Annotated in this window: 17 protein-coding genes; 14 read left to right on the forward strand and 3 right to left on the reverse strand. The window is 59.1% G+C overall.

The genetic code is table 11. The annotated features are described in order from the left end of the window. Window positions 1–25 precede the first annotated feature (25 nt). The 14 genes from I2E69_RS08900 (at window position 26) to I2E69_RS08965 (ending at window position 21,866) form a co-directional block, all read left to right on the forward strand. Window positions 26–2,854 carry a TonB-dependent receptor plug domain-containing protein gene (locus I2E69_RS08900; RefSeq protein ID WP_195460845.1) on the forward strand — a complete coding sequence of 943 codons (2,829 nt, stop codon included), beginning with the start codon at window positions 26–28 and terminating at the stop codon, window positions 2,852–2,854. 14 nt (window positions 2,855–2,868) lie between these two features. Continuing rightward, window positions 2,869–4,242 carry a RagB/SusD family nutrient uptake outer membrane protein gene (locus I2E69_RS08905; RefSeq protein WP_195460846.1) on the forward strand — a complete coding sequence of 458 codons (1,374 nt, stop codon included), beginning with the start codon at window positions 2,869–2,871 and terminating at the stop codon, window positions 4,240–4,242. Window positions 4,243–4,257: 15 nt separating this feature from the next. Further along, window positions 4,258–7,737: a SusC/RagA family TonB-linked outer membrane protein gene (locus tag I2E69_RS08910; RefSeq protein ID WP_195460847.1), complete on the forward strand. Its 3,480-nt coding sequence runs from the start codon at window positions 4,258–4,260 to the stop codon at window positions 7,735–7,737. 12 nt (window positions 7,738–7,749) lie between these two features. Further along, complete coding sequence (locus tag I2E69_RS08915) at window positions 7,750–9,330, forward strand: RagB/SusD family nutrient uptake outer membrane protein (protein ID WP_195460848.1); 1,581 nt, start codon at window positions 7,750–7,752, stop codon at window positions 9,328–9,330. A 13-nt stretch (window positions 9,331–9,343) separates the two neighbouring features. Then, window positions 9,344–10,084 (forward strand): DUF4843 domain-containing protein, encoded by a 741-nt coding sequence (locus I2E69_RS08920; RefSeq protein ID WP_195460849.1) that lies wholly within the window; start codon window positions 9,344–9,346, stop codon window positions 10,082–10,084. A gap of 13 nt (window positions 10,085–10,097) precedes the next feature. Then, a complete protein-coding gene (locus tag I2E69_RS08925; RefSeq protein ID WP_195460850.1) occupies window positions 10,098–11,663 on the forward strand; it encodes a hypothetical protein in 1,566 nt (521 codons plus the stop codon). A 93-nt stretch (window positions 11,664–11,756) separates the two neighbouring features. Continuing rightward, entirely contained in the window at window positions 11,757–12,398 is a 642-nt protein-coding gene (locus tag I2E69_RS08930; RefSeq protein WP_195460851.1) for a YiiX/YebB-like N1pC/P60 family cysteine hydrolase, read from the forward strand. Window positions 12,399–12,430: 32 nt separating this feature from the next. Then, complete coding sequence (locus tag I2E69_RS08935; protein ID WP_195460852.1) at window positions 12,431–15,088, forward strand: zinc-dependent metalloprotease; 2,658 nt, start codon at window positions 12,431–12,433, stop codon at window positions 15,086–15,088. Between the two features lie 11 nt (window positions 15,089–15,099). Beyond that, the gene (locus I2E69_RS08940) at window positions 15,100–17,631 is read left to right on the forward strand and encodes a zinc-dependent metalloprotease (protein ID WP_195460853.1); all 2,532 of its coding nucleotides are present in this window, start codon (window positions 15,100–15,102) and stop codon (window positions 17,629–17,631) included. Window positions 17,632–17,778: 147 nt separating this feature from the next. Further along, window positions 17,779–18,420 carry a lactate utilization protein gene (locus tag I2E69_RS08945; protein WP_195460854.1) on the forward strand — a complete coding sequence of 214 codons (642 nt, stop codon included), beginning with the start codon at window positions 17,779–17,781 and terminating at the stop codon, window positions 18,418–18,420. Beyond that, window positions 18,417–19,031 carry a hypothetical protein gene (locus I2E69_RS08950; RefSeq protein ID WP_195460855.1) on the forward strand — a complete coding sequence of 205 codons (615 nt, stop codon included), beginning with the start codon at window positions 18,417–18,419 and terminating at the stop codon, window positions 19,029–19,031. Before I2E69_RS08945 ends, I2E69_RS08950 begins: the two co-directional genes overlap by 4 nt. 7 nt (window positions 19,032–19,038) lie before the next feature. Continuing rightward, on the forward strand, window positions 19,039–20,412 hold the full coding sequence (radA, locus tag I2E69_RS08955; protein ID WP_195460856.1) for a DNA repair protein RadA: 1,374 nt from the start codon (window positions 19,039–19,041) through the stop codon (window positions 20,410–20,412). A gap of 122 nt (window positions 20,413–20,534) precedes the next feature. Continuing rightward, window positions 20,535–21,503, forward strand: coding sequence for an NAD-dependent epimerase/dehydratase family protein (locus I2E69_RS08960; RefSeq protein ID WP_195460857.1), 969 nt, complete (start codon window positions 20,535–20,537; stop codon window positions 21,501–21,503). Window positions 21,504–21,539: 36 nt separating this feature from the next. Continuing rightward, on the forward strand, window positions 21,540–21,866 hold the full coding sequence (locus I2E69_RS08965; protein ID WP_195460858.1) for a thioredoxin family protein: 327 nt from the start codon (window positions 21,540–21,542) through the stop codon (window positions 21,864–21,866). Here I2E69_RS08965 and I2E69_RS08970 read toward each other — a convergent pair. Genes I2E69_RS08970 through I2E69_RS08980 form a run of 3 tightly spaced genes read right to left on the reverse strand, consistent with a single transcriptional unit; the run spans window position 21,863 to window position 24,132 of the window. Then, window positions 21,863–22,519 carry a DNA alkylation repair enzyme gene (locus I2E69_RS08970; RefSeq protein WP_195460859.1) on the reverse strand — a complete coding sequence of 219 codons (657 nt, stop codon included), beginning with the start codon at window positions 22,517–22,519 and terminating at the stop codon, window positions 21,863–21,865. The two genes, I2E69_RS08965 and I2E69_RS08970, sit on opposite strands and share 4 nt — an antisense overlap. Window positions 22,520–22,529: 10 nt before the next feature. Then, a complete protein-coding gene (locus tag I2E69_RS08975; RefSeq protein ID WP_195460860.1) occupies window positions 22,530–23,423 on the reverse strand; it encodes a DUF4831 family protein in 894 nt (297 codons plus the stop codon). A 52-nt stretch (window positions 23,424–23,475) separates the two neighbouring features. Then, the gene (locus I2E69_RS08980) at window positions 23,476–24,132 is read right to left on the reverse strand and encodes a tRNA1(Val) (adenine(37)-N6)-methyltransferase (protein ID WP_229095431.1); all 657 of its coding nucleotides are present in this window, start codon (window positions 24,130–24,132) and stop codon (window positions 23,476–23,478) included. Between the last annotated feature and the right edge of the window lie 21 nt (window positions 24,133–24,153).

Below are 24,153 nucleotides of genomic sequence, written 5' to 3' on the forward strand. Positions count from 1 at the left end.
AAATACCCTTTTAAACAACTAAATTATGACGCAACCTCTACAAGCGAAAAAACGAAAACTTCCGGAAAGAGCCGCTGCGCTGCGCTGCCTGCGGCCATTGGTATTCCCGGCAGTCGTTTCAGTTCTGTTTTCCATGAGCCCCGGCGAGCTGTTTGGACAAGGAACCCACGAACGCGAGGATTTCGTCCGGAATAACTGCCGCACAATATCCGCAGGCGCTGCGGAAGCGAGTTATTCGGGTGAAGAACTACGCAGACTGCATCCGACGAATCTGCTCAAAGCCATACAACTGATCGACCCGTCCGTCTGCGGGACGGACCCCGATGAAAAATACGGAGCGGACCCGAATGCCGCTGCTGCCTCGATGAGCCTCCAGGGTACGAAATCGCTGCCCTGGAAGATGAGCAGCACGGACGCCCTGCCGCTGATCATCGTCGACGGCCACGCCGAATCGATCGACCGTTTGCAGGACTTCGACATCCTGCGCGTTGAAAATGTCACGCTGCTCAAGAATGCAACGGCAACGGCGATCTACGGCGTGCGGGCCGGAAACGGGGTGATCGTCGTCAATACGAAGATTCCGGAGCCCCACAAACTGCGCCTGACCTACAACTTCGACGGCAGTTTCCAGAAAGCGAACCTGCGGAGTTTCGACCTGATGGACGCGAACCAGAAACTCGCGTGGGAGAAGCGCATGGGAGCCTACGACGGAAACGAAGCGCTCTACAACCAGCGGATCGCCGACGTGAAGGCCAATGGCTCGACCGACTGGCTCGACATTCCGGTACGCACCTCTTTTTCGCACCGCCACCGCGTGATGGTCGACGGCGGCGACAGCAGCCTGCGTTACCGCGGCACGCTGTACATGAATCCCGTCAAGGGCGTGATGAAGGGTTCGAAGCGCACGATGTACGGCGCCTCGGCATTCATCGGCTACACGACCCGTTCGCTCCAGATTTCAAACGAACTGAGCGTCGACATGGCCGACGCATCGGAATCGATCTACGGGCCGATGTCCGGCTGGGCGCAGATGAATCCCTATTACACCCCCGCAGACGAACGTGGCAAAGCGTACGATATCCTGGGCGAAGGAACCTTCAGCGAACAGGAATCGCCGCTCTACGAGACCTCGCTCAGCAGTTTCGCCGAAAACAAAATCGCACGCGTGAACAATAACCTGACCGTACGCTGGATTATAGACAACCGTTTCAGCATCGCCGGGCAGTTCAACCTCACGCAGGACCACGACAAACGGTCGGAGTTCACCTCGCCGATGTCGCTCCTGTTCAAGGATTACACCATCGACGAAATCGACCAGAAGGGCCGCTACCGCATCGTCCGCAACCGCCTGGCTTGTTACCAGGAGCGGCTGTGGGCCGACTACCGCCTCGAACGCGAGCGCCACACCCTGCGCGCAACGCTCGGCATGGAGGTCTACTCGGCAACGATGACTGACGACGCTTTCATGGGCGTAGGCATGTCGAGCGACCACATGGACTACGTCTCCTTCGCACAGCGCTACACCCCGGGCCGCCCCGAGGGAACAGAGACTTACGAGCGCGTGATGAGCGGCTACGGAATCGTTTCGTGGAGTTTCGACGGCAAGCTCTTCGTCGACCTCTCGGGCCGGCTGGACAAGTCCTCGATGCTGGCTCCCGACAAGCGCACGGCGAGTTCCTACGGACTGACTGCCGCCTATGACCTGAAAAAGGCCCTGATCGAAAATTCGGAACTGATCGGCAAACTCACCCTGACGGCCGGATACGGCAGTACGGCGGGCTACCAGTTCGACTACGGATTCGTCAATCCGATGTACAGCTATGACACCAGCAATCCCTACCTGAACGGCATGGGAACCGCAAAGCCTTACAACCAGGGGCTCGTGGCGCTGTTCCATACCAACTACTACAACCCCGCACTGAAATGGAAGGCGACACGGAACGTCAACGTCGGCGTAAGCGGGCGCATCAGCACCGTCGACATAGCCGTAAAATACTATAACACACTGTCGAAGGACGTATTGACGTTCGAAGAGCAGAGCACCGCCTTCGGCCCGGGACACCGCTTCGCCAACAGCGGCGCGATCCGCAATTCGGGGCTGGAATTCCTCGTATCGGCCGGGATACTCCGCAACCGCAGCGGCGTCGATCTGACGCTCTTCGCCAAAGGCGTCGTCAACCGCAGCAAGATCACCGAACTGCCCGACTACGCATCGACGCTGTACAACAACAACAGTTTCGCACAGCGTTACTACGGCGGCATGGCCGAAGGCGACGCAGCGGACGGCATCTACGCCCTGCGCTCGGCAGGAATCGACGCCGACACCGGACGCGAAAAATTCTACCTGCGCGACGGTTCGGTATCGGAGACCCCGACGGCAGCCGACCTGGAATACCAGGGCAGCATGACCCCGAAACTGCGCGGTACGTTCGGCGCAACGGCGGCCTACCGCAATTTCGATTTCGCAGCGGTGTTCTCCTACTCGCTGGGCGGGAAGTATTACGACGTTTACACCCAGCAGGCCGTGGACCTGGCAGGTTACGGCGTCAACGTCCCGAAGGCCGCCGAAGGCAAATGGAGCCCCTCGAACAGGAACGCCGCCTATCAGGGCATCGACAATGCGGTCGATTACGCGTCGTCGCGCTTCGTCTCGAAGCGTAACATCCTTTCGCTCTCGTCGCTGCGCATCGGCTACGCCTTCCCCCGAAAAATCGCTTCGGCAATGCGCATGCAGGGGCTGAAAGTGAGCCTCACGTGCGACGACCTCTGGTACTCCTCGTCGGTAAAGACTCCGCACGGACTCTACTACCCTTATGCCTCCAGTTTCATCCTCTCCCTCCAGGCAACTTTCTAAAACAAGCGAACAGTATGAAAAAATTGATATATACGGCACTCCTGCTCCTGGCGGCTACCTCGTGCAACAAGTGGTTCGAAGTGGAACCCAAGGGAGGAGGCACGTCGGGAAGCAAGGTTTTCGATAACGAAGCGTCCTTCCGCGACTACATGAACAGCATTTACGCCGGACTGCGCACCGACGATCTTTACGGCTCGAACCTCACGCTGGGCGGCGTGGAATTCCTCTCCCAGACATTTAGGCCCTACGCCGGGGCCGAGGGCTGGACGAAAATGGATTTCAGCGATCCGACGGCCCGGGAAATCGCCGCAAAGGCATACACCAAACTCTATGCGGCCATCTACCAGTGTAACGACATCCTCGAACTGTTCGCAGCAAAGGGCGATGTCCTGTTCGTGGCAGGCTCGCGCGAAATGATGGTAGCCGAGGCCGAAGCCTTGCGGGCATTCCTGCACTTCGAACTCCTGAGACTTTACAGTCCGGCCTATGCGGTCGACAACACGGTGTCCAACATCCTCTGGATAGACGGCACGAAGAGCGCAGGTGTACAGATGACGACCGCACAACTCACCGACAAGGTTATCAGCGAACTGGCCGCAGCGGCGACCCAGCTGAGCAGGTACGACCCGATCGTGACGGGCGTCTCATACGACGACACCACGCTGATCGGGACCGAACCCGCAAGCCGCGTCTGGAAACTCAACTACTACGCCTGCCGGGCCGCCGAAGCCCGCGCGCTGATGAGCAAAAACTCGCCGGAAAGCTACGGCGAAGCCTACAAACTGCTGGACAAAATCATCACCGAGGGCGGCTACGGCTTCGTACGCACCGTCTCGGGAACCGACTATTCGTTCTCGGCGGAATACATCTTCGCACTGCCCTCTTCGGACAAGGGTTTCTGCGCCCTGTCGGAAGAGTTGTTCGACCCCGCCAAGAAAGGCGTAACCCTCTCGGCGCAACTCGACGTAAACGACCTGAACGCCGACGACCGCCGACGCAACTGGTTCGACAGCGACAACACGATGCGCACGAAATTCGCACCGACGAGCAAACTCGACAAGTGGAACACCGTGCCGGGTATCCCTGTGATCAAGATCGGCGAGGTGTACCTCATGGCCGCGGAAGCCGCCGCCAAATCGAACCAACTGGCAACGGGAATCCTCCGGTTCAACGACTTCGCGGAAGCGCGTAACAGCGAAAGCCTCAAGTTGCCCGAAACAGCCACGGCCGCACAACTGGAAACGGCTGTCGATCTCCAGTATCGCTACGAGTTCATGGGCGAAGGCGTGCGCTTCCACTACTGCAAACGCCTCAACCAAACCGTAACGGCATACGACGGTTCGCAGATCGCCGAAGTCGGCAAAAAGTCACTACCCATCGTCAAATAACCTAAGATTAAGCAGATGAAGAACATCACCTCATACATCACACCACGCGGCGAACGGCCATTCCGGTTGCTCCGGATGTGCCTGCTGGTGGCCATCCTGGCTTGCGCCCGCGCACTCCATGCGCAGGAGGCCAAAGTCACGTTCCGGCTCCAGGAAAAGCCGCTTTCGACCCTGCTGTCCGAGATTCAGAAGCAGACCGGATATAAAATATTTTACAGCGATAACAACGTCGACGTTTCACGCAGGGTGAACGTTTCGGCACGGCAGGTTCCCGTGAACAAAGTGCTCGAATCGATCCTTCCGAAGCTGGGACTCACCTATCAGTTCATCAACAACACCATCGTACTTTCGCAGGACCCCAAAGCCAAGCAGACACAGGCCGGGGGAAGCGTCATGGCCAAGGCAATCCCCGTCCGCACGGTATCGGGCGTAGTTAAGGACGAAGCGGGCAAGCCGGTGGTCGGCGTGTCGGTGGTGGCGAACAAGGACAAGCGCCGCGGAACCTCGACGGCCGCCGACGGCAGTTTTTCATTCCGCGTGCCGACGGACGAAACGCAGATCATCATATCGATGATCGGCATGAAGTCACAGACGCTCAACATCGGCGACAAGCCGCTGGAAATCACGATGAAGGCAGACGTTATCGAATCCGAAGCACTGGTGGTCACGGGCTACGTTCCCAAAGCCAAAAACAGCTTCACGGGTACGGCAACGCAGGTGAAGGGCGACGACCTGATCAAGGTCAACCCGACCAACATGCTCGAAGCGTTGCAGGTTTACGACCCTTCGTTCGTGATTTCGGACCTCAACGGAGAATTCGGTTCGAACCCCAACTACATTCCCGACCGCATCGAAATCCGCGGTGCGAACAGTATGCCCGATATCTCGGAAAATACGCTCCAGACCTACACCACGCTGCCGATTTTCATCCTCGACGGGTTCCAGGTAAATGTCGAGAAGGTTTACAACCTCGACATCAACCGCGTGGAGAGCGTCACGATCCTCAAGGACGCCGCGGCATCGTCGATCTACGGTTCGCGCGCGGCGAACGGCGTGGTCGTGATCGCAACGAAGATGCCCAAGAAGGGCAGCATCCAGATTTCGTACACGCTCAATACCAGCGTCGAATCGCCCGACCTGTCGTCGTACAACCTGATGAACTCGAAAGAACTCGTGCAGTACTACGAGAAGATGAAGGTTTTCTCGTCGTCAAACGGGACCATCGGCAGCGAGGACCCCGAACGGCGCAACCTGTTGATGCTCCTCAAGAAGGAGGCCGAAAACGGCGTGGACACCTACTGGCTCGCACAACCCCTGCGCACGGCCTTCAAACATGCCCACTCGCTCTTCCTCGAAGGCGGTACGGAGGTCGGACAGGAAGGCAGCAACCGCACGCTGCGTTACCAGATCAACCTCAACGGCAACTTCTCGGACGGCGTAATGATCGGCTCGTCGCGCAACACCTACGGCGGCGGCGCAAAGCTGATCTACGACACCCGCAAGCTCCAGTTGACGAGCGACCTGCAGGTGGGATTCACCGACACGAAGGATTCGCCCTACGGCAGCTTCTCGACCTACACCCAGTTGCTTCCGCTGTTCCGTATCAAGGACAGCAACGGCGACTATTTCCCGAGCCTTTCGGCCGGCAATATCCCGATGTTCGGCAACTTCCCCTGGACGAGTATCGGCTCCTCGGTGCTGGGAACGCAGATAAATCCCCTCTACGAGGCAAATTACCTGAACAACTTCTCGCGCGGCGACAACCTGAGCCTGTCGTACCAACTGGGGGCAAACTGGGAGATCGTCGACAACCTGCGCCTCAGGGGATCGTTCACCTACGACCGGCAGGAACGGATGAGCGAGAAGTATGTGTCCCCGTTCAGCGCAGCAGCGACTGAAGACGAGACGACCATCAACAACTCCATCGAACAGCTTTACCGCCGCGGCTCCTACGAAAAAACCAGCAGTACGTCGACCAACTACTACGGCATGGTGAACCTCTCCTACCTCAAATCGTTCGGACGCCACACCGTCCAGGCTGTGCTCGGCGGCGAAATCAAGGAGGATACGACCGAGAGCGACAGCTACAAGGTGACGGGATTCCTCAACGACTCGCAGACGTTCCCCTCCGACGGCGCACAGTATCCGCTCACGGGAGGCCCCGGCGGTGCAAGCAGCATCGTGCGCACGGTAGGCACATTCGGCACGGTCAACTACTCGTTCGACAACCGCTACATGGTCGACGCCAGCTACCGCGTCGACGGCTCTTCGAACTTCGCGAGCAAACAGCGCGTATCGTCGTTCTGGGCCGTGGGCGTGCGCTGGAACCTCGCCAACGAGAAGTTCATGAACCAGGACATCTTCGACAACATCGCCCTGAAAGCCAACATCGGAACGACGGGTAACTCGAACTTCGTGCTGAGCCAGATTCTGAACATGTACAAGTACCTCTCGATGTACGACGGAATCACGGGCGCCGAGCTGATGTCGCTGGCCAACCCCAACCTCAAATGGCAGACGACCCTCAAGCGGAACATCGGCCTCGAACTGGCATTCCTGAAGAACCGCGTGAACCTGGAGTTCAACTACTATTCGAACACCACGGACAACAACATCACGAACGTATCGATCCTGCCTTCGACGGGTTTTGCGACTTACACGGCCAACCAGGGCGACGTGTCGAACAAGGGTTTCGACTTCAACCTGTCGGTAACGCCCCTGCGCACGAAGGTGTGGCAGTTGAACGTGTTCGTCAACGGCCAGCATAACCGCAACAAGCTGACCAACCTTTCGGAAGCGCTTCAGGAGTACAACAAACAGATCATGGAATCGCAGGTAAACGCCAAGGGAACCAAGATCGACAACGTATTCCTCTTCGAAGAGGGCAAATCGCTCTCGGCAATCTATGCCGTACCGTCGGCGGGCATCGACCCCGGAACGGGACAGGAAGTCTTCATCACCAAGGACGGCAAGCGCACCTTCACGTGGAATGCCGCCGACCAGGTGGTCGTAGGCGACACGGAACCCGACCTGCGCGGTTATTTCGGGCTGAACCTCAGCTACAAAAACTGGTCGCTGAACACGAGCTTCGAATATTCGTTCGGCGGCGAGATGTACAACCAGACGCTGGTAGACCGCATCGAGAACACCTCGATGAACACGTCGAACAACCAGATCGCCTACAACATGGACCGCCGGGCGCTGTACGACCGCTGGTCGCAGCCGGGAGACATCGCCAAGTACCGCGGCATCAACGTGACGGGAAAGACCTATGCAAGTTCACGCTTCGTGCAGAAGAACAACTACCTGCGTATGAACTCGCTGCGCATCATGTACAACCTCAACCGCCCCGACAAACGCCTGCTGGGCATGTCGATGCTCCGCATAGCGCTCTCGGCCAACGACCTGTTCTACTCCTCGTCGATCCGGCAGGAGCGGGGCCTGTCGTACCCTTACGCCCGTACGTTTACGCTCAGTCTCCAGGCTAATTTTTAAAACATGACTCCTATGAAAATAAGATATATCGCAACCCTGCTGCTGCTCGCCGTCGGCGCCGTATCGTGCAAAGACTGGCTCGACGTATACCCCAAGTCGGAAATCACCTCGAACAAAGTGTTCGAGAACGAAGACGGCTTCTATTCTGCGCTGGCCGGACTCTACATCAAGATGGCCGACGACGAACTCTATGGATTCGACCTTACGTGCGGTTACATCGACATGATGGGAGGAGCCGTATTTACGGGCGGCGGGGCCTATCTGACCTATTACGCCAACAACTTCTACGCCGACCCGAGTTATGCCGGCATAGTAGCGCCGCTGCAGTTCCCTGCATTCAACCATACCCGCGGACAGATCCGCACCGAGCGGACCGACAACAGGTATGAAATAATCTGGACGAAAATCTACAACATCATCACCAACACCAACCTGCTGCTCGACGAACTCAATAAGGTCGACGGCGGCATGTTCGAAGCAGGGATCAAGGAGTTGCTGACGGGCGAGGCGCTGGCCGTAAGGGCCTACCTGCACCTCGACCTGGTACGGCTGTTCCAGCCGCCCTACCTCTCCGAACAGGGTAAGACCGCCAAGCGGATTCCCTACATGGAGACGCTCGACGCGCTGAAATTCGTACCTTCGTCGACAACCGACGAAATACTGGACAAAGTGGACGCCGACCTGGCCCATGCCGCCGAGATCATGAAGGACAACGACCCCATCAGTTCGGGCAAAAGTTACCACACGCTGATGTTCTCCACCAACCGCCAGTACAAGATGAATTACTACGCCGTGAAATTGCTCCAGGCCCGGTCGTTCCTCTACCGCGGCAAGGACAAAGCGGCTTACGACGCCGCCATGGAGGTTATCGACGCCGCCCAGGGTGCAGGCATCCACTTCATCACCGAAGCCGAACGCAGCCGTGTCGACAGCTACGGAACGCCCGTGGACCGCAGTTGCCCGCAGGAGAACCTCTTTGCCCTGCTCACGGACGAGTTGTCCGAAAACTCGATCGACGCCGTAAAAATAAACGGCAGCAGCAAAAGGCTGGGAATGTACGGTCGTCTGGCTTCGAACAAATGGCTGAGTGCAACGTCCGGACTGATCCCCGAGGCTTTCTTCTCGTCGGCAAGCGACATCCGCATCAACCTCTGGAAAAGGACCGTCTATCCTTCGGGCATGGTGGGTAAATACATCCGCGAATCGAGCGACGCCGAAGACATCGCACTCTACCCCAAGCAGGCCGTAACGCTGCTCAAACTGGGCGAAGCATACCTGATCGCAGCCGAAGCGGCCATCAGCGCCGTCAGCCCGGGCGAAGGACAGCGCATCCTCAACCTGCTGCAGGCCGAACGCCGGGGAGGCATCTACCCCTCGGCAGACGAAGAGGGACTGCGGAAGGAAATCCTGCTCGAATACCGCCGCGAAACGCTCAGCGACGGACAGCTTTTCTACGCCTACAAACGGCGCAACGAACCGCAGTTGACGACACTCTACCAGACTCCGGACTATACGTATTATTTTACGATGGACGACAACAAGTATACGCCCGACATCCCCGACAAGGAGTATAACTCGGGCCGAACCTATTAACGAGATAACAACCATGAAAAAATTTATAATCCCCGTTTTTGCGATCGCCGTCGCCGTTGTCTCCTGCAACAAGGAGGACATACCGGTTTATAATTCGGAACGCCCCTCGCTGAATTTCGTGAAGTCCTTTTTTACCCCGGAGCTGAACGACGACGCCGACATGGACACTCTGAAACTCAACACCGTATACCATGCCGGACAAAACGAGATCCAATTCAGGCTCCCGGTACGCCTGTCCGGGGCCGTTGCGGACCACGACCGGAAGTACACGGTACGCATCTCGGAAGCCAAAAGCTACGGCAACCTGATCGAGGGCGTACACTACACGCTCAGCACAGAGCAGACTTTCCACGCCGGGCAATATGCCGACTCGACGCTTGTACATGCCAATCTGGCCAAACTGGCCGAAGACAAAGTCTCCGGGACGCTGGTGATCGAACTCGTGTCGGACGAAACTTTCGACGCAGGCATCGACAATTTTCAAAGCATCGGACTGGAGATATCGGGCGCAGGATTCGTCAGCCAGCCACCGTTCTGGAACAGGAACGGGCTGGATGCCTACGGAGGCGTCTATTCCGCCGTCAAGGCCGGAAAGTATGCAGAACTGAACGGAGTGACCTCCGACGACTGGCGCGAATACAACACAGCCAAACTCTATGCCTACGGAAAGCGCACGTATGAATGGTTCCGCGACAACCCGACCTACGACAACGGGGTTCTGGTGGTCTTCCAGGGAACGATAATCTACGAATAAACACCTACCGACTATGAAAACATTCAAATACCTGATATTTCTGCTGGCAGCCGCTTTCGCAGCGACGGGCTGCTACGACGACAAGGGAAGCTACAACACCGACCCGTGGACGGACATCGTCTCGGTGGAGGGTATGACCCTGCCCGGCATCGAATCGATGTACATGCTTTCACTGATCGAAGACGAGACCTTCAGCCTCGACCCGACCGTCCTGTTCCGCAAAGATGCGGACGAGTCGTCTTTCACCTACGACTGGGTATTGGGCCGCGACACCATCGCTTCGGGACTCAAACTCGACTGGCGGGTGACCCGCACCGAAAAAATGGAGTTCAGCGCCACAGGCGAAGCCTATTTCTGGCTGGCCATAAACAATACGGCTACCGGCGAGAACTGGCGCTATTATCTCCGAGGCAACAATAACAGCATGCTGAAGGTGAAAATCGTCCCGACGATGACGCCGAAAATCGGCATTTTCGTCTATGAAAAACCGGACGGAACCATCGAATGGGGATCGGTCAAGGGCGGCAACCCGGCATCTCCGGCCGCATTCACCACGCTCTATACCGACCTGTACACCCGCTACAACACCTCGCGTAAAATCGAAGGCAGCGTTGCCGGAGCGACTTTCAGCGGGTCTCACTTGATCGTCTATACCAACCGGGCTCCCGACTACGGCGCATTCGTACAGGCGTCGGAAACGGGAACTTATGCCCTAGGCCTCTTTATGGGTACGGTCAGCAACGAAGTGTTCCAGGGCGAACCGGATGCGGCGATCGCCGGACAGACCTTCTACAAAGGCGCTATGCAGGAGATACTGATCGGCAATTCGCTCTTCATCGCCCCGACCAGCGGAGCATACCAGATGATCCTGCCCAACGCCGTTCCGACGCAGGACAGGGTTGCCCAGATTATGGGCGCCAATCCGTATACGGACATCATGCACTTCTCCGTACAGCGCACCCTGGAGAACGAGATTTACTATTACCGGTACAACGAAAACAAGGGTTACCTGCGCCAGCCGCTGCCGGACGAAAACGGCGCGACGCTCAAAGCCGACCGGATTATCGGCGTATGCCGCCAGCCGACATTCCTTGCAAAGCAGCTCAAAATGTTCGTCACGGTGAAAACAGGCGCAGCCTACTGGCTCTACACCTACACCTACGAACAGAAAGACAGCGGCAACGACATCATCACGTTCGTCGGTAAAACCGACATAACCAACTGGACTGGAGGCATGAGCGACGACTGCGAGATATTCACCAACGCCGTCGAAGTACCGCTCAACTACCTCTACATCGCCAAAGGCCGCGACCTCTGGCGCACGAGCTACGAGTCGCAGACCGCACCCCAGGTGGCAAAGAGTTTCCCGGCGCCGATAACGACCGCGAAAGTGGTTACGAACCTGGCAAAACCGGAAACTGCCGCCAATGAAATCTATACGGCGGTATTCACCTACGACGAAAGTACGAAAACGTCGAAAATGTACGTTCTGGACGGGAAGGCCGCAGACCTGAAAGCGTTCTCCGAAGTGGAGACCCCGATTCCGGGAAAAGCGGTTCGTTACCTGCCTTATCTGTAACAACCGGGACACAACGGGAATTATTTCCGGCAGTCCGGATCGGGCTGCCGGAATTAATCCGTAAAACGCGGGACAGGCCCGCAGATGCAAACCATGAAAAAAATAGCACTTATCATTACACTGCTCGCCGTCGGATGGGAATGTTTCGCCCAGAAACCCTTCCCGCTCGAAACGGGCGACCTGCTGTTCCAGGTGACCGGAAGAAGCGCCTACACCGAAGCCATCAGCAGTGTCACCAGGGGAATCAAAGACCTGAATTTCACCCATGTGGGCGTCGCTTACGTCGAAGACGGGAAGACCTATGTTCTCGAAGCCGTCCCGTACGGAGTGGTCAAAAGCCCGCTCGAAAAATTCTTCCGCGACGCACAGAAAAGCGACGGCAACCCGGTGGTGGTGGTCGGCAGGCTGAAACCGCGGCTGCGCCGGTGTATTCCCGCGGCCATCGGGAAGATCAAAACGCTGCTGAACAAACGTTACGATTTCGTTTTCGACCCCGACGACGACGACTATTATTGCAGCGAACTGATCTACGTTTCGTACCTCAAACCCAACGGCAAGCCGATTTTCAAGATGAAGCCCATGACCTTCAGGGACAAGCAAACCGGAGAGATCAGCCCCCTGTGGGTGGAACATTTCAAACGCTACAAGTGCGAAATCCCCGAAGGCGTGCCGGGCACGAATCCCGGCGACATGTCCCGGTCGAAGGCCATCCGCATCGTACACCATTACTTTTAATCCGACATCTACCAACAATCAACGTCAAATTTATGTTTAAACAACTGCTTGCGCTCCTGCTGTGCATACTGGTCGCCGGAACACCGGTCCAGGCCAAGAGCCCGAAAAGGAAATCCAAAAAGGCATCTACCGAAACTCCGGCAAAGCCCAAAGAGAGCGAATACGACAAGCTCTTCAAGAAAAAGCACGAAGTGGCCGAGGGTATGGTCAAGCTCCACAAAATCGACGGAAAACTCTATTTCGAATTTCCGCAGGCGCTTTTCGGCCGCGAAATGCTGCTCGGATCGGTGATTTCAGAGACCTCGGACAACCTGACGGGCGTCCCGGGGTCGAAATCGTACACGCCGCTCCACATCACCTTCACCAAAACAGGCGAGAACGTGCAGATACGCGAGATCAACGCCGACAACTATACGCTGGGCGTAGACGGCAACATCCTCCGTTCGCTCGACCGCAACAACATCCCGACCATCTTCCGCAATTTCAAGATCGATGCTTACAACGCCGACTCGACGGCTGTGGTTTTCAACGTCACGGATCTGTTTGTCAGCCATGTCAAAGAGTTGTCGCCCTTCTCGTACCTCGGTGCATACGGCGGCTCGGGAACGCCGTCCCTCAGCGAAACGTTCAAAAAGGAACTTTCGTCGCTGGGCGATGTCAAATCCTTTGCCGACAACCTCACGGTAAAAAGTACGCTGAGCTACACCTACTCGGTGTCGCACCCCGTGACCAAGCAGAAGTTGGTGGACAAGGCTCCGTTCACGGCCGTCATGACCCGCACGCTGGTGCTGCTGCCCCGCGAAGCCTACCGCCCGCGCATCACCGACAGCCGCATGTCGGTATTCCCGACCGGAAAATACTTGTACAGCAGCAAGGAACAGCGCGTGAAAGCCATCTACCTGGCCAACCGCTGGCGGGTGGAACCGTCGGACATGGAGGCCTGGAAGCGCGGCGAGCAGGTGACGCCCCTGCAACCGATCGTCTTCTACATCGACCCGGATTTCCCCGCGAAGTGGCAGCCCGCGATCTATGAGGCCGTGACGCAGTGGAACGAGGTGTTCGCCAAAATCGGATTCAGGGACGTGGTCAAGGCGCTGCCCTACCCCACGGACGATCCGGCGTTCGATGCCGACAACATCAAGTACTCGTGCATCCGTTATGCGCCCGTACCCATCGCCAACGCCATGGGCCCTTCGTGGGTCGATCCGCGCAGCGGCGAGATCCTCAACGCCTCGGTCTATGTCTTCCACGATGTCGTGAAGATGCTCAACCGGATGATCTTCGTGCAGACGGCGCAGGCCGACGCCCGCGTGCGGCAGGTCAACATTCCCGACGAGGTGATGCTCGACGGACTCCGCTACGTGCTGACACACGAGGTGGGCCACTGCCTGGGATTCATGCACAACATGAGTTCGTCGGCCGTGATTCCGGTCGATTCGCTCCGCTCGCCGTCGTTCACCCAAAAATACGGCACGACCACCTCGATCATGGACTACGCGCGTTTCAACTACGTGGCACAGCCCGGTGACATGGAACGCGGCGTACGGCTCACCCCGCCGCGCTTCGGCGTCTACGACGATTATGCCGTGAAATGGCTCTACACGCCGGTTCCCGAAGCAAAGACCCCCGAAGAGGAGTATGAAGTGACTTCGAAATGGATCACCGAGGCTTCGGCCGACCCCACGTTCCGTTACGGCAAACAGCAGTTCGGAAGCATCGTCGATCCCAAATCCCAGACCGAGGACCTCGGCGACGACGCCGTGGCGGCATCGCAGTACGGCATCAGGAACCTGCGCTATATCCTCGCGAACCTGGACGAATGGTGCGCCGACGGGGACGACGATTTCTCCTACCGCAACGGCATGTACTCCGACATCGTGAACCAGTATATCACCTACATCGGTCACGTATACGCCAACATCGGCGGCATCTACCTGAACGAAAAGATGGAAGGCGACCCGGTGGAAGCCTACGCCTGCGTGCCGCGCGAAAAACAGCGCAAAGCCCTGAAATTCATTCTCGCGGAGCTCAAGCAGATGGAGTGGCTCGACAACGAGCGCCTGCTGGCGAAGATGTCGATGCTCGGCTCGCCCCGGGACGCCGTGCGGGAAGCCGTCATCAAAGCCGCAGTCAACGCCCCGGCCAAAAAAATCCTCGCGATCAACGCCCAACTGTCGAAGGACCCTTATACACCCGAAGCATGCTACAAGGACGTTTCCGACTTCGTGTGGGAACCCACCGTGCGTAACCGCCGCCTCACCGGGGACGAAATGGCCATTCAGCGCGAGTTCGTCAAGGTCGTAGCCGCCAAAGCCGGGCTGAAGAACTACACCGGAAGCGGCAGTTCGGCATCGGCATTCGCAGCAACGGAAAATGCGGCGGGGAACGAAGCGGAAGACGCCGGATGGGACGCGCTCCAGGTATTCGAAAACCGGACGCCGCGCACGCCGCTGTGCAGCTGCGAAACCTGCTCGCACGGATTCGCACCGGAACCGCAGCCTGCATCCGTCTCGGGATTCGGTTCGCCCAGATTCCAGTATTTCACGCAGAAGGATATCTCGATGCTCTACTACAACGACATCCTGCGTATCCAGAACCTGCTGCGCGGAAAGGTCGGGTCGGCAACGGGCGAAACCCGCATGCACTACCAGTACCTGCTGCACAACCTCGATAAAGCCCTCAAAAAATGATGCGTCCAGCCATGAGAACACCCCTGAACAAACCAGGCACGCTGCTGCTTGCCCTGCTTCTGGCGGCAGTTATGCTGCCCGGGCCGGCGCACGCAGCCGCAAAGGGCCGCAAAGACAAGAAAAAGAGCGAGCAACCTGCCCCCAAGAAGCCGACGGCCTACGAAAAACTCTTCAAGGACAAGGAGTGCAAGACCGCAGACGGGCTTTTCAAACTCCACCTTATCGAAGGAAAACTCTACACGGAGATTCCGCTCGACATCCTCGAACGGGAATTCGTCATCAACACCTCGATCGAGGAGTCGTCCGAAGCGAACTACGGACTCTCGGGCCAGCAACCGCTGCCGCCCTACCACATCACCTTCACCCGCAAGGATTCGCTGATCCGGATGCACGAAGTGCCCCAGCGGACGCTGGCCGACGGCGATGCACAGATCGAAAAGGCGCTGGAGATCAACACGGCGCGGCCGATCGTCGCCAGTTATCCGATCAAGGCCTACAACGCAGACTCGACGGCCGTAGTGATCGAGAACACGGCGCTGTTCATGAGCGACAACGAGCACCTCAAGGCGTTCGAGCCCCGCGGCATGAGCCCGCTGCACATCTCGACTGCGGCCTACAAGTCGGACCTTTCGCTGCTCCGCGACGTAGAGGGCGGAAAAGGGTATGCCTCGGTCCTGAGCGACATGACCTACGGCGTGACGACGCAGTACTTCATCTTCATCATCTGCAAGGACAAACCTTTCACGGCCCTGGCCCGCCGCACCGTGACGATGCTTCCCGAGCAGTGCGCGCCCGCACGCATCGCCGATCCGCGCATCGGCGTGATGCCCGTACCCTTCACGCGTTTCACCACCGGAAAAGGCAGCGAACCCGCCTACTTCGCCTCGCGGATCAACTTCCGCCCGGAGGGGAAAATCCGCCCGGTGACCTTCTACATCGACACGCTCTTCGCCCCGGCATGGCAACAGGGCATCCGCCGCGGCATCGCGCTGTGGAACGAGGCCTTCCGAAGGATCGGCATGGGCGACGTGCTCAAAGCCGAGACTTACCCTGCAGGCGGTTTCGACAGCAACAGCCCCGAGGGATTTTACGTGAAATACGTGGCTTCGTCGAATACGCGCACGACGGTCAACATCGTCGCCGACCCGCGCAGCGGCGAGATCACGGGCGGACGCATCCACATCCCGGCCAACATCGCCGACGAGATTCGCACCCGCCGCTTCATCGATCTCTCGGCGGTAGACCCCGCGGCCCGCGACATGACGCTCGACGAAGAGGAACTCGCCTCGTCGCTGGCCGTCTACACGGCACGCGGTGTCGCCCAACTGCTCGGACTGGCGACCAACTATGCCGGAGCGGCGGCTTATCCGACCGACTCGCTGCGTTCGGCGGCATTCACCCGCGAAAACGGGCTCTGCTCGTCGATCACGGCACTCAACAGCTACAACTACCTGGCACAACCCGAAGACAAGGGCGTACGGCTGGTAAACGACTGCCTCGGCAAATACGACTACTTCGCCATCCGCTGGCTCTACGGCGACATCGAAGGAGCCGAAACGCCCGCCGAAGAGCAGAAAGCACTCGCACGGATGCTTCTCGACAAAGCCGGGGACCCGGCTTATTACTACGGCAACTACTGGTACGACTATTACTTCGGCGACGTGCGCCTGGCTTATTATAACCTGGGCGACGATCCCGTGAAGCGCACCCGCTACAGGCTCAGCAACCTGCGCTACATCGCCGAGCACGCCCCGGAGTGGCTCGAAGGACGCGACAAGGACGGAAGCTACCGCGAGGAAGCCATTTCGGCCGTTGCAACGGGCGTAAGGGAGATGATCTCCTACCTGGCGGCCTACATCGGCGGCTCGTACTATACCGAGACGGCCGAAGGCGACGGACAGACCATGCTCCGCGTTGTGCCGAAAGAGGAACAACGCCGTTATGTGAAAGAGACGCTCAAGGCACTCGAAGACCTCTCGTGGCTCGACACGAAACTGACGGAAGGCCAGATGGTGAACCTTTCGGAATCGGTGTTGTCGGACTGCCTGGGAACGCTGATGAAACGGCTGGAGACCCTGCCCCGCTACCAAAACGGACTGCCGGGGGCTTACACGCCGGCCGAGATGTCGGCCGACATGGCCGAATACATCTTCAGCAAGGTAAAGGCCGGACGCAAACTCTCGGATTACGACCGGTTGCTCCAACGGGCGTTTACGGGCATCGTTATCGGAGCCTCAAAAGTGCTGGCCGAGCCGAAAGCCGCCCCGAAAACGGCTTCGGCCGGCTTCGCCGAAGATGACGAAAGTTTCATGCAGCCTGCCTACCCCTCGGAAGCCGCCGCGACGCTGGCCCCGGTGAGCGCTTACGGGAAATACAGGATGCGGTTCTATGCCAAGGATTTTTCGGAGCACGTCTACTACGGCATGCTCCTCGAAATCCGCGACATCTACCGCCGGGGGGCAGCCGTGGCGCAGGATGCTGCATCGCGCGACTTCTGCCGCTACATGCTCCGCAGGATCGAAGAGAGCCTGCGCGTCAGCTGAGGCGGCGGATATGCAAACGAAAAAAGAGGCATGGAACATTCCATGCCTCTTTTTTCAGGGGCGATGCGACGAACGAACGATTTTGCAGGAACCGGAAAATAGTTTACCTTTGTATGACGTTATACGTATCGCTGACAACTGTTCCCAATGGCAAATCAAACAGCAGAAAAACTGGAAGCCTGCGCCGCGGCACTGCGGCGACACCATTTCGAAGCCGAGGTCGTAAAAGACACCGAAACGGCTTTCGGCGTGATGAAAGCCGTCGTGGAAGCGGAACGCCCGCAGCTCGTGTCGTTCGGCGACTCGACGACGATGCGCGCAACGGGCATCATCGAGTGGATGCAGGACGACGGACGGCTGAAGGTGCTCGACGGATTCGACGCCTCGATGCCCTATGACGAACGGCTCGAAATCCGCCGCCAGGCCCTGTTGTCGGACCTCTTCATCACGGGCGTGAATGCCATAACGGAGCAGGGAACGCTCCACTGGCTCGACAAGGTGGGCAACCGCATCGCCCCGGTGGCGTTCGGACCCCGCAAAGTGATTATCGTGGCGGGCCGCAACAAGATCACGGCCGACCGCGAAAAGGCCGAAGAGCGCATCCGCCGGATCGCCGCGCCGCAGAACGTCGCACGCCATCCCGGATTCCGCACGCCCTGCGCCAAAACAGGCCTCTGCATGGACTGCAATTCGCAGGACCGCATCTGCAACACGCGGATGGAAATGTTGCGCTGCTGGCCTGACAAGCGCGTGCTGGTGGTGCTGATCGATCAGGATTTAGGATTATGACAAAACAACTGAAATATTGCGCAGCCTGTCTGTTGCTGCTGGGCGCGACCGCCTGCGGAGACGACTCGGACGCGTTCTACACGACGGCATACCCCGTCGTGCGTGTCGAGGCGGAAATCACCGTCCCGACACCCGACCCCGATCCGGAAGAGCCGACCGACCCGGAGGAACCGACTGATCCGGAGGAACCGACTGATCCCACCGATCCTACGGACCCGGCGTCCGAAACGAAAGCCGGCGAAGGAGAACCGGACCCGGTGATCGAACAGATCAAGGCGGAGATCGTTGCGGCGGCCCCCGTGAAGGCGGGAGGGGGTTACACGCTGTCGTTCACCAAGTACAACGGCGGGCAACTGCGAATCAACACGGCGGCAGAGGCCGGCGAGGTGAAGGGCGTCTTTTTCAAAGACCCGGGAGCGACCGACATTTTGTTCTACTGCCCGGAACCGGCGATGGAGTACACCTGCACCGTCGCGACCTACAAAGCGGAGGACGGCACGAGCAAAGCCGTGTTGACGGTCGACCTGACCGGGCAGTACCAGGCCCTCTACCCCGATGCCGGAATCACGAAAGCCGTGCGCAAGGAGTACACCTCGGCAAACGCTAAATAGTCGGGTTATGGCAAAGGTCAAGAAAGCATTTTTCTGCAAAAACTGCGGATTCGAAGCCCCGAAATGGCTGGGACGCTGCCCCTCGTGCGGCGAGTGGAACTCATTCACCGAGGAGATCATCGCCCGCGAAAGCGGTTCGGTTCCGGCAACCGTGGCGGGGCCCCTGCCTGTGGCAAAGCCCCAGCGCGTGAGGGACATCCGCGAAAGCGAGCACATCCGGCTGGATCTGGGGAACCCCGAAGTCAACCGGGTGCTGGGCGGCGGCATGGTTCCGGGATCGCTGATCCTGGTGGGCGGCGAGCCGGGAATCGGCAAATCGACCCTCTCGCTGCAAATCGCGCTGGCGGCGAACGGACTGAAAACCCTCTACGTATCGGGCGAGGAGTCGGCCGAACAGATCAAGATGCGCGCGGGGCGTATCGGCATCGGCAACGACGAATGCCTGATCTACCCCGAAACATTGTTGGAAAATATCGTTGCACAGATCGCCGAGCACCAGCCCGACCTGGTGGTGATCGACTCGATACAGACCATTTACACCGATCTCCTGGACTCGTCGGCAGGGAGCGTGTCGCAGATACGCGAATGCGCGGCGACGCTGCTCAAATATGCCAAATCGACGGGAACGTCGATCTTCATCATCGGACACATCACCAAGGACGGTTCGATAGCCGGCCCCAAGATACTCGAACACATCGTCGACGTGGTTTTGCAGTTCGAAGGCGACAGCAACAACATCTACCGCATCCTGCGGGGTATTAAGAACCGTTTCGGCGCAACGTTCGAAATCGGGGTTTTCGAGATGCTCGACGCCGGGCTGAGGGGTGTGGACAATCCTTCGGAAATACTGCTGACCCACTACGAGGAACCGCTCAGCGGCATCGCGGTAGGCGCTTCAGCCGACGGCGTAAGGCCTTACCTGATCGAGGTGCAGGCGCTGGTGAGCGGCGCGGCGTACGGCACGCCCCAGCGCTCGACGACGGGATACGACGCCCGGCGCATGAACATGCTGCTGGCCGTGCTGGAGAAACGCGTGGGGATGAAGATGTTCCAGAAGGACGTATTCCTGAATTTCGCGGGCGGATTCAAGGTCGCCGACCCGGGGCTGGACCTCGCGGTCGTGGCGGCGGTGATTTCGTCCTACTACGACCGTCCCGTAGCCGAGGGTGTCTGCTGTGCAGGCGAGATCGGCCTCTCGGGCGAAGTACGCCCCGCCCCCCGCACCGAACAGCGCATCAGCGAAGCGGCCCGGCTGGGATTCCGGCGCATCGTCGTATCGGGCTACCTGGCCAAAGGCGGCAAACGCCCCAAAGGCATCGAGGTCGTTTCGATCAACAGCGTCGACCAACTCCCCAAAGCGCTATTCGTAGAATCCCTTTAAAGGGATTTTAACAGTAGGTCATACGATCTGATTCCGGCAAGACGCGCAGAAGTGCGGCGTCTGCCGAATTGCCGTCAATATGGAATAAAATTTGCTCTTCTTCCCGTAAAAAGGGAAGAGAGATGCAAAAGAGAGTAGTCATACTGGGCGGCGTGGGATTCATCGGGACCCACCTGTGCCTGCGTCTGTTGAACGACGGGCACGAAGTCTTCTGCGTGGACATACGCGACACCGCCAATTCGCCGCTGCTGCGCGACATGCCGCCGCACCCGGAATTCCGGTACGTCCGCCACAATATCATCAACGCTTTCGGTATCCGCTGCGACGAGATTTACAACCTCGCTGCGCCGTCGCGCGTCCGTTACAACAAGGCCCTGCCTGTCGAGACGCTCAAAGTCAGCGTACTGGGGTCGATAAACGCCCTCGACACGGCCCGTGCGGAACATGCCCGCATCCTCTACGCCTCCACGGGTGACGTTTACAATACGGGCTATCGCGACACGACCGTCGAGGCCGTAAACTGCTGTTCGACGCACCACATCCTCGCCGAAGGAAAACGGGCGGGCGAAGCCCTGCACCGCGCCTACCAGTATGAATTCGGGGTCGACGCACGTATCGCACGCATCTTCAACACCTACGGCAGCGGCGCCGACCTGATGGACCAGCGCGTAGTGATGAAGATGATCGTAGCGGCATTGCAGAACCGCGACATCCTGATCAACGGCAGCGGCGAGCAGTTGCGGACCTTCTGCTGGGTGGAGGATATCGTGGACGGGCTGGTGCTGCTGATGGAGGCCCCGCCGACGGAGACGACGCGCACGGTCAATTTCGGCAGTAACCACGAAGTGACGATCCGCGCGCTGGCTGAAAAGATCGTCGCCCTGACGGGCAGCCGCTCGAAGATCGTCCACGCCGAAGCGCGTATCGACGACAGCCGCCGCCGGACGCCCGACATCTCGGCGGCACGCCGCGAACTGGGATGGACGCCCCGAACTCCGCTCGTCGAGGGACTGCGGCGCACGATCGGCTATGTCGAAAAAGAGCTTTCGGACAAGGCCTACGCAGGAATATCGTGGGTGGAAATAAGCTGAGAATATACGAACGGAATGCAATCACACCGAGAAAATATGACTGACTTTGATAAGATTATCTGGCGGGACGCGCTGACGTTCATCGACTTTTTCGCCACCTGGTGCGGACCGTGCCAGTTGATGCGGCCCGCCGTCGACAAATTCCAGGAACGGATGAAAGGCCGGGTCGATGTCTATGCAATCGACATCGACGACCCCGAGATGTCCGAAATCGTGCGGCGATACAACATCATGTCGGTTCCGACACTGATGTTTTTCTGCCGCGGGGAGGTATTGTGGCGCGAGAGCGGCCGCGTCGGCTACGACCATCTGGTCAACGTGCTGGGCGAACTCGAAAAGCGCGAGCAGGTGATGCAGCCCTAAACCTCCAATCGCCAGGCCAGCTCCTCGTGGACGTAGTCTTCGGCAGGGAGCGAGCCCAGAGAACCGGCCGCGCGAAATACCGCCTGCCGGCTCTCTTCGTTTCGGACGCCAAGGGCCGTGAACAGCGCCACGGCTCCCTGCGCCAGCAGGTGCGCCTCCGCAGCGCCTGCGACGGCGGCACGATGCACGGCTGCGGCAGCCGGATCGGCCCACGCCGGGGAAGGCTGCGGGACACGGGCAGCGGCCATCAGAACCGCATACTGCCGCAGATATCCGGCCTCGGGAACGATCCACTCCCCGAACAGCCGGGGGAAATTCCCGATGCGGTGCAGCAATGCGAAAGCCGCCTCCCCGGCCATCTCGGAGTTGAGAAGCCCGTCGCCCCAGAAAGCGAACTCTTCGGGCGTAAGGCGTGCAGGATCGGCGATATGCAGTGCCGCGAGGCGCAGGCAGCGTACGTCCTGCCGCCAGAGGTATTTGGCAAAATCGTAGTCGGGAGCCTCGGCGCGGGCCAGCGTGCGGAGCGTTGGGAGGCTCACGCCGTAGTTCAGCCCGTAAGGCATACCGTAGAAGCGCATCGAATCGGCAACAGCACCGTTGCGCTCGCGGCGGAACGCCCCGAGCAGTGCCGCCATGCGGGAGGTAAAATCCATCGGAATTTTTTTATTTGCGGCGCGGCAGGGCGACGTTGATCGTACGGCCGAATTCGAAGATCGGGAGCACGGCGCGAGCATATTCGCGGCCGCCCGAAATCACGATGCAGGTCGAGGGATCGGCCACGCGGCATGCCACGACGTTGGTCTCCTTCGGGCCGGCTTCGAGGTCGCTCTTCGCAGCGCCCGAAGGCTCGATCTGCAACAGCACGATGTCGCCCGAAAGGTCGGTGTCGGGAAGCAGTCCGGCGGCCGGGCTGAAACGGCAAACGATGTATTGTTTCTTGTCGGCCTGCGGATAGACCACATAGCGGCGGGTTTCGGTCGAAACGACACGCTTGCCGAGGAACAGTTCCAGGTAGCTCTGTTCCATGCGGTCGATCTCCTCCAGCGCAGCCTTGAGGCCTTCGCCGAAAACGTTCTCCCCCGCTTCGCCCGTAACGAGTTCGATACGGTGGCGGCGCAGCGAGAAAATCTGCGTAGCGGCGGCGCGTGCGGCATCCTCCAGCGCAGGCGTCGTCATGTCGGTCTTGTCAGGCTGCAGGCGGGCGAATTCCTGGTCGGAAGAGGCGTGCGAGAACACACGGGCCGACGCCGGGGCGGGCGCCGCAGCATTGAGATAGGTGTCGCCGTCCAGCAGGGCGATCTGCGCCCCCGTGACGCTCCACGTCGTTTTGTCCGTAAGCGGAGCGCGCACTCCGAGGTATTTCTGCGCATAGCGCGCATAAGGGCCGCTGAGGGTCACGTCGCACTCGACGGTAACGTCGACAGCAAGGATAGTCCGGGGCTGGGCAACGGTAATGCCGCCGGCGGTTTCGTTTGCACCCTGCAGGGCGATGTATGGATTCTGGGCCGAAATGCCGCCCGAGAGCAGCAGGGCAAAAGCCAAAAGTCTGAGTTTCATGGTCCGAAAATTTTAATGCGGTTTTACAAATGTAGCTTATTTTCGCGTGTCGTCAAAATTTCAGGTAAAAATCGCGGGTCAAGGCACGGTACTCCGGGGTATAGCATTCGTGCTGGCCCGTACCGATGACCAGTTCGGACAGGTCGGGAGCCGCGGCGGTTTCACCCGCACGGGAAAACTCCATCAAGGCCCTTTTGGCCGGGCGGCGCGGCGTGGTTCGCACGTCGGTGCGGCGCAAGAGGCCGAGCCGGCCAAAGCAGATCCCGAGAAAACGGTCGGCTTCGGTCGTGGGGAGAACGACGGCGAAACGGCCCCCGGGCGCCAGCAGGCGCAGGACAGCGTCGCGCAGTTCGTCGAAGGGAAGGTGCACGGCATGGCGGGCCGTGGTGCGGCCCTCGTCGGGACAGGTGAGCGAGTCGACGAAAAACGGCGGGTTGGAGACAATCAGGTCGAACGGCTCCGGGGCTTCGAACTCCTGTACGGGGCACTGCCTGAACGCGACCCGGTCACCCCAGGGCGATGCGGCGGCATTCTCGCCGGCCTGCGAGACATCGTCGATGTCGACGCCCGTAACCAGCGCACCGGGCGCACGCTGGGCCAGCATCAGGGCAATCAGCCCCGTACCCGTGCCCACGTCGAGAATTCGTTCGTCCTGCGGCCGCACCGCGGCCCATGCGCCCAGCAGGACCCCATCGGTGCCGACCTTCATCGGGCAACGGTCCTGACAAAT

This window comes from Alistipes sp. D31t1_170403_E11, from assembly GCF_015553985.1.
GTDB lineage: Bacteria > Bacteroidota > Bacteroidia > Bacteroidales > Rikenellaceae > Alistipes > Alistipes montrealensis.